This window comes from Leclercia sp. G3L (assembly GCF_021117075.1).
GTDB lineage: Bacteria > Pseudomonadota > Gammaproteobacteria > Enterobacterales > Enterobacteriaceae > Enterobacter > Enterobacter adecarboxylatus_C.
The window spans coordinates 2,637,708-2,648,478 of record NZ_CP088265.1 but is presented as its reverse complement, the minus strand read 5'-3'; the positions used below and the strand labels follow the sequence as shown (position 1 = coordinate 2,648,478).

Annotated in this window: 11 protein-coding genes; 2 read left to right on the top strand and 9 right to left on the bottom strand. The window is 58.0% G+C overall.

Annotated features, from left to right (window positions below; genetic code table 11):
- Positions 1–48: 48 nt before the first annotated feature.
- The 3 genes from menF to LRS40_RS14040 all read right to left on the bottom strand — a co-directional run bounded on the left by menF (position 49) and on the right by LRS40_RS14040 (position 2,272).
- Entirely contained in the window at positions 49–1,344 is a 1,296-nt protein-coding gene (menF, locus tag LRS40_RS14050) for an isochorismate synthase MenF (protein WP_231311840.1), read from the bottom strand.
- A gap of 98 nt (positions 1,345–1,442) precedes the next feature.
- Entirely contained in the window at positions 1,443–1,748 is a 306-nt protein-coding gene (gene elaB, locus LRS40_RS14045) for a stress response protein ElaB (RefSeq protein ID WP_142486542.1), read from the bottom strand.
- A 62-nt stretch (positions 1,749–1,810) separates the two neighbouring features.
- Entirely contained in the window at positions 1,811–2,272 is a 462-nt protein-coding gene (locus LRS40_RS14040; protein WP_231311839.1) for a GNAT family N-acetyltransferase, read from the bottom strand.
- Positions 2,273–2,345: 73 nt separating this feature from the next.
- On the opposite strand from LRS40_RS14040, the gene rnz reads away from it, so the two are divergent.
- Positions 2,346–3,263 (top strand): ribonuclease Z, encoded by a 918-nt coding sequence (rnz, locus tag LRS40_RS14035; RefSeq protein ID WP_231311838.1) that lies wholly within the window; start codon positions 2,346–2,348, stop codon positions 3,261–3,263.
- Positions 3,264–3,329: 66 nt separating this feature from the next.
- Positions 3,330–4,334: a chemotaxis protein gene (locus LRS40_RS14030; RefSeq protein WP_156264287.1), complete on the top strand. Its 1,005-nt coding sequence runs from the start codon at positions 3,330–3,332 to the stop codon at positions 4,332–4,334.
- A 115-nt stretch (positions 4,335–4,449) separates the two neighbouring features.
- On the opposite strand, the gene nuoN is transcribed toward LRS40_RS14030, so the two are convergent.
- The 6 genes from nuoN to nuoI form a co-directional block, all read right to left on the bottom strand.
- On the bottom strand, positions 4,450–5,907 hold the full coding sequence (gene nuoN, locus LRS40_RS14025; protein WP_106996019.1) for an NADH-quinone oxidoreductase subunit NuoN: 1,458 nt from the start codon (positions 5,905–5,907) through the stop codon (positions 4,450–4,452).
- 6 nt (positions 5,908–5,913) lie between these two features.
- A complete protein-coding gene (gene nuoM, locus LRS40_RS14020) occupies positions 5,914–7,443 on the bottom strand; it encodes an NADH-quinone oxidoreductase subunit M (RefSeq protein ID WP_032612768.1) in 1,530 nt (509 codons plus the stop codon).
- 79 nt (positions 7,444–7,522) lie between these two features.
- Positions 7,523–9,364, bottom strand: coding sequence for an NADH-quinone oxidoreductase subunit L (gene nuoL / locus LRS40_RS14015; RefSeq protein ID WP_156264288.1), 1,842 nt, complete (start codon positions 9,362–9,364; stop codon positions 7,523–7,525).
- A complete protein-coding gene (gene nuoK / locus LRS40_RS14010; protein WP_032612773.1) occupies positions 9,361–9,663 on the bottom strand; it encodes an NADH-quinone oxidoreductase subunit NuoK in 303 nt (100 codons plus the stop codon). Before nuoK ends, nuoL begins: the two co-directional genes overlap by 4 nt.
- Positions 9,660–10,214 carry an NADH-quinone oxidoreductase subunit J gene (gene nuoJ / locus LRS40_RS14005; RefSeq protein WP_106996022.1) on the bottom strand — a complete coding sequence of 185 codons (555 nt, stop codon included), beginning with the start codon at positions 10,212–10,214 and terminating at the stop codon, positions 9,660–9,662. The genes nuoK and nuoJ overlap by 4 nt, the downstream gene beginning before the upstream one ends.
- An 11-nt stretch (positions 10,215–10,225) precedes the next feature.
- On the bottom strand, positions 10,226–10,768 hold the full coding sequence (gene nuoI / locus LRS40_RS14000) for an NADH-quinone oxidoreductase subunit NuoI (RefSeq protein ID WP_003861491.1): 543 nt from the start codon (positions 10,766–10,768) through the stop codon (positions 10,226–10,228).
- Positions 10,769–10,771 lie beyond the last annotated feature (3 nt).

The following is a 10,771-nucleotide window of genomic DNA, read 5'->3' as shown; positions in this document are numbered from 1 at the left end:
TAGGAAAAGATGTAATTTTGATATGAATCGGGTATGTACGACTCAGTATTAATCCTTTAGGAGCAGAGAGCGCAGCCCGGCGGCTTTATTTTCAATCTCCTGCCACTCCTGCTCGGGATCGGAACCGCTGACGATCCCCGCCCCGGCGTACAGGCGCACGCAGGTCTCCTGCACCCTGGCCGAGCGCAACGCCACGCAAAACTCGCTTTGCGCTAATGACAGATAGCCGGCGGCACCGGCATACCACTCCCGATCAAAGGGTTCATTGCGGGCGATAAACTCCCGTGCCGCCTGACGCGGCAGACCGGCGACCGCCGCGGTGGGCTGGAGCAGCGTCAGGCACTGTTCATCGTCCGGCTGTTGCAGCGTGGTCCAGATGCAGCGGCGTAAATGCTGGACCTTGCGCAAGCGCACGACCTGCGGCGGCAGGACGTCAAGCACCCCACCCTCGCGCTGCAGGCGCTGACAGATGTCCTCGACCACCAGCATATTTTCACGCTGGTTCTTATCGTCATTCATCAGCCAGTCGCCCAGGTGAGCGGCCTGCACCTCATCCGAATGGCTGGCGACCGTACCGGCCAGCGCTTCGGTGCGCAGCAGGGTTCCGCGCCGCCGCCACAGCCGTTCCGGCGACGAACCGAGAAAGGCATGAGTGGCATCAAGGCGCATCAAAAAGTGGTAGCACTGGAAGTTCACCCGACGGCTGGCGGCCATCAGGGCGGCAGGATTGACCGGCAGGCTGAAGTGCAGGTCCGTTGCCCGGGCCAGCACCACTTTGTCAAAGTCCCCCTGAGCAATAGCGTCGGTTGCGCGGCGGACTAACGCCAGCCAGCCGGATTTCTCCGGCCGCTGGGTTTCGCTCGTCACCGTCTGGACAACAGCGTCAACAGGCTGGCTCTCTTTAAGGGCGCCAATAAATTCGCGCGCGCGCCGGGCATCGTTTTTCAGCGAGGTGGCGCTGCAGAGAACCAGCCGCAGCGTCGCGGTTCCGCCGTTGCGTTGCCACAGCAGACGCGGCAGGAACAGGTCGCCCTGCACAGGCTCGAACGCATTAATGCCCACGACCCGAAGGTCAGGGAACTGCGGATAACCCTGTAAAAAATGACGGGCGGCAGAGAGAGAGGAGAAGTGTTGGGTCGCTCCCAGCGCGGCGTACTCTTCGTCGCCGTTACGCTGTTGCCAGTAGAAATGGGGGAAAAAATGCTGGGCATTCAGCCAGGCGAGCGGGTCAAACGCATCGTTGAGCGCAAAGGAGACATCGAGATGATGCAGACCGGGTGCATCAGGAAAATCGGCGGCTAACTGGTGGCAAAGGCCTGCCAGCGCGGTGGAAATCGAGTGCACGCGAACTTCTCCCAGCTCAAAAACCTCACATTATACGGGGTAGTTGCCTGAAAAAGCAGTACCCCCTATTTGGCAGGGAGAAGCGTGCGTGTGTAGCGTTAACGGCGGGCGAGAAGAATACCGAGCACCAGACCGGCGGCGGCACCTACCCCAATACCCTGCCAGGGTTTTTCACGGACATAATCGTCTGCACGATAGACCGCTTTTTTAGCCCGATAATAGTAAGTGTCCGACGCCTGGCTGACGCGTGTTTTCACGTCGTGCAGTGCCTGTTCGGCACGCGCCTTCAGCTCAATGTACTTTTGATCGGCCGGATCGCCTGAAGAACGGAGGACCTCTTCCAGCGTTTCACTTAACAGCGTCAGATCGTCATCAACATGCGTTTCCGAAGATTGGAAGGACATAGTTTTCTCCTTGTGGTTGCATCAGTTCGCTAACTATAGACAATACCTGCCGATTCTGCCTGCTACGCTTGTTGTATCTCTTTCGCCATGCCGATATGCGGGATGCCATCTTCATCGTAGATGTCGGTCACCGGAACAAAGCCAAAATGGGCATAAAATGTCTGCAAATGCGCCTGCGCACCCAGGTATAACGCCTTGTCAGGCCACTGTTTTTCGCAGGAACGCAGCGTCTGCTCCATCAGGGCGTATCCAAGTTTTTCGCCACGCGCCTGGCTGCTGACAATCACCCGGCCAATCACAACGGGGGAAAAATCGTCGTCGCTTTTCAGAATCCTCGCATACGCCACCAGCTGACTATCTTTCCAGCCGAGGATGTGCCGGTTTTCCCCCACCAGATCCTCGCCGTCGATGTCCTGATAGGGACAGGTTTGTTCGGCGACAAAGACGTCGCAGCGTAGCTGGAGTAACGCGTAAAGCGCGGGAACGGTCAGCTCGCTATGGTGCAGATCTTGCCACTGGATCATTGGGGTCTCCTTATCGTGTCGGTAGCCGTTATACTAATGACTTTTCGTCCCCGGCACAGAGGCTGAGTGCATTATGGAGCTGCTTTTTTTAGGAACATCCGCTGGCGTGCCCACCCGTACGCGCAACGTCACCTCAATTCTGCTGGATTTACAGCACCCGACCCGCGGCGGTTTGTGGATGTTTGACTGCGGCGAAGGCACGCAGCACCAGCTGCTGCGCACCACCAGCCATCCCGGCAAGCTGGATAAAATCTTCATTACCCACCTGCATGGCGATCACCTTTTTGGCCTGCCGGGCCTGCTGTGCAGCCGCTCGATGGCGGGCAACATCCACCCGCTGACCATTTACGGCCCGCCCGGCATTCGTGAGTTTGTTGAAACCAGCCTGCGGATCAGCGGCTCCTGGACCGATTACCCCCTAGAGATTGTCGAGATTAGCGCCGGGGTGGTGTTCAGCGATGACGCCTGGACCGTGACCGCAGCGGCGATGAATCACCCGGTAGAGTGTTACGGCTATCGCGTGGAGGAGCAGGATAAGCCCGGCGCTCTGGATGGCGCAGCGCTTGTTGCCGCCGGGGTTCCCTTCGGCCCGCTGTTCCAGCAGCTCAAGCGCGGGGAGCGCGTCACCCTGGACGATGGCCGGATAATCGATGGCGCAGACTATCTCTCCCCGCCCCGCCCCGGTAAGAAGCTGGCCATCTTCGGGGATACCGCCCCCTGCGAAAGCGCCCTCGTGCTGGCTCAGGGCGTCGATCTGCTGGTGCATGAGGCCACGCTTGAGGCGGCGATGGAGGAGAAAGCCAACAGCCGCGGCCACAGCTCAACGCGTCAGGCGGCCAGGCTTGCCTGCGATGCGCAGGTAAAAAGGCTGCTCGTCACCCACGTCAGCTCCCGCTATGACGCCGAAGGCTGCGCCATGCTGCTGGCCGAGTGCCGCGCCCTGTTTGCCAACAGCCAGCTGGCAGAAGATTTTGCTACGGTGCGCGTTTAACGCTCTATTTTTCCCCGACTCTGCCGATAACCCTACCATGCAGGTATTTTTCACTTAGGGGCAAAAATGGATAACTTCCAGAAAGACATTGATGACAGGGCAAATCTGACCCTGTCGAACCGTTTTGAGCTGCTGCTGTTTCGTCTCGGCACATCTTTGAATGAAAATAAATCTGAGCTGTTCGGCATCAACGTCTTTAAGCTTCGCGAGATTGTGCCCATGCCAGCCTTCACCAAACCGGCGGGGATGAAATCACCCCTGATGGGAATGGTCAATATTCGTGACCAGGTGATCCCGGTTATCGACCTCGCGGCCGTCGCAGGCTGCAAGCCGACGACGGGGCTGAATATTCTGCTGATAACCGAGTATGCCCGTAGCGTGCAGGCTTTTGCCGTGGAGTCGGTCGAAAACATTATGCGACTGGACTGGAAACAGGTGCACGCGGCAGAAACCGCCGTCAGCGGACGCTATATCACCAGCATTGCCTGCCTGGACGAGAAGACCGATACCAACGATCTGGCGATGGTACTGGACGTTGAGCAGATCCTGTATGACATCACCCCGGCCAACCACGACCTGCATGCCACCGACCTGAAGACCACCAAATTCAATATCAAGCCGGGTGCCGTGGCGATTGTGGCGGAAGACTCCAAAGTGGCGCGCTCGATGCTGGAGAAAGGGCTGCAGGCAATGCAGATCCCGGCGCTGATGCACATCACCGGCAAAGAGGCGTGGGAGAAGATTAACGTCCTGTCGGCCCAGGCCCAGGCGGAAGGCGTGCCGATCACCGATAAGATTGCGCTGGTGCTGACCGACCTTGAGATGCCGGAGATGGACGGCTTTACCCTGACGCGCAAGATCAAAACCGACGCCATCCTGAAGGACATTCCGGTAGTAATCCACTCTTCCCTTTCCGGCAACGCCAACGAAGATCATATCCGCAAGGTGAAAGCCGATGGCTATGTGGCGAAGTTTGAGCTGAACGAGCTGTCATCGGTGATTGAAGAGGTACTGGATCGGGCAACGAAGAAGATTGATGGGCCGTTGATTAGCCGTAAGCAGTTGGCCTGATTGGCGCTCTTTTGCCGGGTGGCGCTGCGCTTGCAGGGCCTACAATACCCGTAGGCCCTGCAAGCGCAGCGCCGCTGGGCAATAAAAAAAACCCGCCGAAGCGGGTTTTTTGTTTTTACATCAGCGGCATCGCGTGCTGCACGATGGTGATCAGCGGCTGCGGATAGATACCGAAGATCAGTACCAGCAGGGCCGAGATCAGCACAACAATACCACCAGCGCTGTATTGCCAGTTGCCTGGCGCATCGCGGTTGAGCTGCTGAGGCGCGCTCAGGTACAGGCTCACGGCAACGCGCAGGTAGTAGTAGAGACCAATCGCGGAGCCGATAACGACACCCGCCGTCAGCCACCACAGACCGGCCTGCACACCGACAGCCAGCACGTAGAACTTACCGATAAAGCCGAGCGTCATCGGGATACCCGCCAGCGACAGCATCATCACGGTCATGACCGCAGACAGGATCGGACGGTGCCAGAACAGACCACGGTAGGAGAACAGGGAATCTGCATCCGGGCCACGGTACGGGCTGGACATCAGGCTCACCACGCCGAACGCGCCGAGGCTGCTGAACAGGTAACCGGCCAGGTAGACACCCACGGTTTCCATCGACATGGAGCCGCTCTGCAGCGCAATCAGCGCTACCAGCAGATAGCCCAGGTGCGAGATGGAGGAGTAACCGAGCAGACGCTTGATGTTGGTCTGGCTCAGCGCCATCAGGTTACCGAAGATGATGGAGACGAAGGCAATAATACCCAGCACCACGCGCACCGCTTCGCTCTCGCCTACCGGTGCGTACAGGAACAGACGCATCACCACGCCGAAGATAGCGATTTTGCTCGCCGTCGCCAGGAAGGTGGATACCGGCGCCGGAGCACCCTGGTAAACGTCTGGCGTCCACAGATGGAACGGCACCAGAGAGAGTTTAAAGCCGAGGCCAACAATCATCATGCCCAGACCCGCCAGCAGCAGCGGCTCATGCAGCATGCCGTCGCCGAGGCTCTTGCCGAGCGCCATGAAGGAGAGGTTACCGGACTGAGCGTAGATCAGCGCAATACCAAACAGCAGGAAGGACGAAGCAGCAGCAGACAGGATCGTATACTTGATACTCGCTTCCAGAGAGCGCTTCTGACGGAAGGCATAACCAATCAGGCCGAACAGCGGCAGAGAGATCAGCTCAATGCCGAGGAACAGCGCCGCCAGATGGTTAGCATTCGCCAGCAGAATACCGCCGAGGGCAGCAATCAGAACCAGCAGGTAAAACTCTTCTCTGTTGTCGTTGTAGCCTTCCAGCCACGGGTAAGCAAAGGTACAGGTCGCCAGGCTGGCTAACAGCACCAGCCCGGTGTACAGCATGGCGAAGCCATCAACGCGCATCAGCGGAGTGACATCCATCGCACCCGCCTGGCCAACAAACCAGAGGGAGACTAACGCAGCGTTCAGACCCAGAACCGCCAGCGTGGCATTCAGGAAGTGATTGCGTCGCCACGCAATGGAGAGCATCACAACCACCACCGTCAATCCGACGATCAGCAGCGGTAGCAGCGCAATCAGTTGTTGTGGAGTTATTGTCATGGCGATTTACGGCCTTGTAGTAGAAGCAGAATTAACAAACCACTGCTGGATGTTACCCATCGCGGAGTGCGAGGTATCCAGAATCGGCTGCGGATAGAAGCCCAGCAGCACCAGCAGTACGACCAGCAGCAGGATGATGAACAGCTCGCGCAGCGACATCCCCGGCAGCTCTTTGGCAGCGATTTCGCTCTTCGCTTTACCGAAGTAGGCGCGGTGCAGCATCGCCAGCGAGTACACGGAAGCGAACACCAGACCAAAGGTGGAGATGACGGTAATCATCGGAACCACTTTGAAGCTGCCGAACAGGATCATGAATTCGCCAACGAAGTTACCGGTGCCCGGCATCCCCAGGGTAGCAACCGCGAAGAACATCGACATCGCTGGCAGCCATTTCATTTTGCCCCACAGACCACCCATCTGACGCATGTCACGGGTGTGCAGACGTTCATACAGCTGGCCACACAGGATGAAGAGACCGGCTGCGGACAGACCGTGGGCAATCATCTGGATCACCGCGCCCTGGTACGCCAGCTGGCTGCCGGTGTAGATCGCAATCAGCACAAAGCCCATGTGGGAAACGGAGGTGTAAGCAATCAGACGTTTGATGTCGTACTGCGTGAAGGCCATCCATGCACCGTAGAAGATACCGATCACACCCAGCCACATGGCAATTGGCGCGAACTCTGCGGAGGCATTCGGGAACAGCGGCAGTGCGAAACGCAGCAGGCCGTAGGCCGCGGTTTTCAGCAGGATGCCCGCCAGGTCAACGGAACCCGCCGTTGGTGCCTGGGAGTGCGCATCCGGCAACCAGCCGTGCAGTGGAACCACCGGCATTTTCACCGCAAAGGCAATGAAGAAGCCCAGCATCAGCAGGTATTCAACACCGTGGGACATCGGCGTCTTCAGCAGGTCCTGATAGTTGAAGGTCCAGACACCGGTCGCGTTGTAGTGCACGAATACCAGCGCCAGGATGGCAATCAACATCACCAGACCACTCGCCTGGGTGTAGATGAAGAACTTGGTTGCCGCCGTGATACGCGTTTTACCGTCGGACGCCTTATGGCCCCACAGCGCGATCAGGAAGTACATCGGCACCAGCATCATCTCCCAGAAGAAGAAGAACAGGAACATGTCGATGGCAAGGAACACGCCGATCACGCCGCCCAGGATCCACATCAGGTTCAGGTGGAAGAAGCCCTGGTATTTTTCGATTTCTCGCCAGGAGCACAGTACCGCCAGAACGCCGAGCAGACCGGTCAGCACCACCATCAGCAGCGACAGACCGTCAATCGCCAGGTGAATGGTAATACCGAAACGCGGGATCCACGGCAGAATGAATTCAGACTGCCACTGTGGGATCCCAGCGGACTGGGTCAGAGAGTAGCCGCCCTGCAACCAGAGTTGCAGGCCAAGCGCAAGCGTCAATCCCATGGTGATCAGCGCAATCCAGCGCGGCATCTTCACGCCAAAGCGTTCGGTCTGCCAGCACAGGAACCCACCGATAAAGGGAATTAATATTAGCCAGGGTAGTAACATGGCGATTTGCATTCCTTTTTAAGGCCCCCAGCAGGGGCCTGATTTTCAACGAATTCGAATAAAATTCACTTAACGACGATCAACGCAACACCATCAGCAGCGCCAGCACCACAACCGCACCGATGCTCATGGAGGCCACGTACCAGCGCAGGTACCCGTTCTCGCTGAACAGCAGGCCTTTACCTGCAAAGCGGGAGAGGATCGCCGGGGTGTTCATCAGTGAGTTCAGCGGATCGCGTTTAATCAGCCACGCAATACCGAGGAAGGGTTTCACGAAGATCATGTCGTACAGCCAGTCGAAGCCCCACGCGTTGTACCACCATGTGCCCAGCAGACGGCCTGGCGCACTGTTGGCAACGGCAGTCACCAGCGTACGTTTGCCCAGCCACAGCCATGCAGCAATCAGGATGCCCGCAATCGCGACCACACCGGAGGTGATTTCAAGCGTCAGAACGCGACCGTGCTCAAGCTCAGTGGTGTCCGGCAGTACGCCCTGCAGCGGTGGCACAATCATCGCGCCAACGAAGGTGGAGAGTACCAGCAGCACAATCAGCGGCAGGTGGTGGGTGATCCCCTTCCCTGCGTGAGCGTGAATTTGTTCTTTACCGTGGAAGACGATGAAAATCATACGGAAGGTATACAGGGAGGTCATGAATGCACCGACCAGGCCCGCAACCATCAGATTGATATGGCCATTCGCCATGGCGCCCGCAAGGATTTCGTCCTTACTGAAGAAGCCAGCGGTAATCAGCGGCAGTGCCGCCAGCGCCGCGCCGCCGACCAGGAAGCAGACGTAAACCAGCGGAATGGATTTGCGCAGACCGCCCATCTTGAAGATGTTCTGCTCGTGATGGCAGGCGAGGATCACCGAACCGGACGAGAGGAACAGCAGCGCTTTAAAGAACGCGTGCGTCATCAGATGGAAAATCGCCGCGTCCCACGCCTGTACGCCCAGCGCCAGGAACATGTAGCCAATCTGGCTCATGGTGGAGTAAGCGAGAACGCGTTTGATGTCGGTTTGCACCAGTGCGGCAAAGCCTGCCAGCACCAGCGTCACCGCACCAACGATACCGACCAGGTGCAGGATTTCCGGAGTCATCAGGAACAGACCGTGGGTACGCGCAATCAGGTAAACACCGGCGGTCACCATGGTCGCGGCGTGGATCAGCGCGGAGACAGGGGTTGGACCCGCCATCGCGTCGGCAAGCCAGGTCTGCAACGGCAGCTGCGCGGATTTCCCCACAGCACCGCCCAGCAGCATCAGCGTTGCCCACCACAGCATGTTGTTGCCTGCTTCGAAGTGCGCCGGCGCCAGTTCCACCATTTCGCGGAAGTTCAGCGTGCCCAGTTCGTTGTAGAGAATGAACAGCGCGAAGGCGAGGAAGACGTCACCCACACGGGTCACGACGAACGCTTTCATGGCCGCTGCGCCATTCTTCGGATCGGTGTAGTAGAAACCGATCAGCAGGTAAGAACAGAGACCTACGCCTTCCCAGCCCAGATACATCAGCAGCAGGTTATCGGCCAGCACCAGAACCACCATGCTGGCGATAAACAGGTTGGTGTAGGCGAAGAAGCGGGAGTAACCCTCTTCACCGCGCATATACCAGGAGGCGAACATGTGGATCAGGAAGCCCACACCGGTCACCACGGAGAGCATGGTCAGGGAAAGACCATCCAGCACCAGGTTGAAACCGATGTTGAAATCACCGACCGACATCCAGGTCCACAGCGGCACGCTGTAAGCCTGACGTCCGTTACTGAAGAAGTCGATACCCGCATACGCCGTAACCAGCGCAGCAAGACCGATAGAGCCCATGCCGACGGTGGCAGACAGATTCTCAGACCAGCGGCCGCGAGAAAACGCCAGCAGCAGGAAGCCGATCAGCGGAAAAATAATGGTTAAGGCAAGCATGTTCATCCACGCAACTCACTTACTGAATCGATGTTCAGGTTCTGGCGGCGACGGTGGAGCTGCAGTAACAGCGCCAGGCCAATACTCGCTTCGGCAGCCGCAAGGCTGATGGCGAGAATGTACATCACCTGACCATCGGTCTGGCCCCAGTAGCTACCGGCGACCACAAAGGCCAGCGCGGCAGCGTTGATCATGATCTCCAGGCCAATCAGCATAAACAGCAGATTGCGGCGGATAACCAGACCGGTTAAGCCCAGCACGAATAAAATCGCTGCGAGGATCAGTCCGTGTTGTAAAGGGATCATGCGCGTTCCTCCGTTTTTCTTTTCGCGCTGTCGTCCTTGCGGTTGCTCAGGACCTCGCCGGCACGCTCTTCGCGACCGACGTGGAATGCCACGACCAGGCCTGCCAGCAGCAGCATCGAGGCCAGTTCAACCGCCAGTACGTATGGCCCAAACAGGGTGATACCCACCGCTTTGGCGCTGATTGGCGTACCGTCGATACCCTGATCGTTCACACCCAGAATGGCGTAAACGATCACCGCCAGCATGATGGCCGACAGAATCGCCGGACCAATCCACACCTGCGGCTTCAGCCACTGACGTTCCTGTTCGATTTCCGAGCCGCCCAGGTTCAGCATCATCACCACGAAGACGAACAGAACCATGATGGCCCCGGCGTAAACGATGATTTCAAGCGCACCCGCAAAGTGTGCGCCCAGCGCAAAGAACACCCCGGAAATAGCCAGCAGCGAAATGATTAAATAGAGCAGCGCATGCACCGGGTTGGTGTGCGTAATCACTCGCAGCGTAGCCAGGATGGCGATCAGGCCACAGATATAAAAAGCGAATTCCATTGCCCCTCTCCTTACGGTAACAGGCTCTTGACGTCGATAGGCTTGGCTTCGTTCTCTGCTTCGCCCTTATCTTTGCCGTCGATTGCCATACCCGCCATCCGGTAGAAGTTATATTCCGGGTATTTGCCCGGACCGGAAATCAGCAGATCCTCTTTTTCGTACACCAGGTCCTGACGCTTGTATTCGCCCAGCTCGAAGTCCGGGGTCAACTGAATCGCCGTGGTCGGGCACGCTTCTTCACACAGACCGCAGAAGATGCAGCGTGAGAAGTTGATGCGGAAGAACTCCGGGTACCAGCGACCGTCTACCGTCTCGGCTTTTTGCAGAGAGATACAGCCTACCGGACAGGCTACCGCACACAGGTTACAGGCAACGCAGCGCTCCGAACCGTCCGGATCGCGCGTCAGCACGATACGGCCACGGTAGCGCGGCGGCAGATATACCGGCTCTTCCGGGTACATCCGGGTTTCGCGTTTGGCAAACGCGTGCAGGCCGATCATCCAGATACTGCGTACCTGGGTGCCGAAACCTACCAATAATTCTTTCAAGGTCATGAT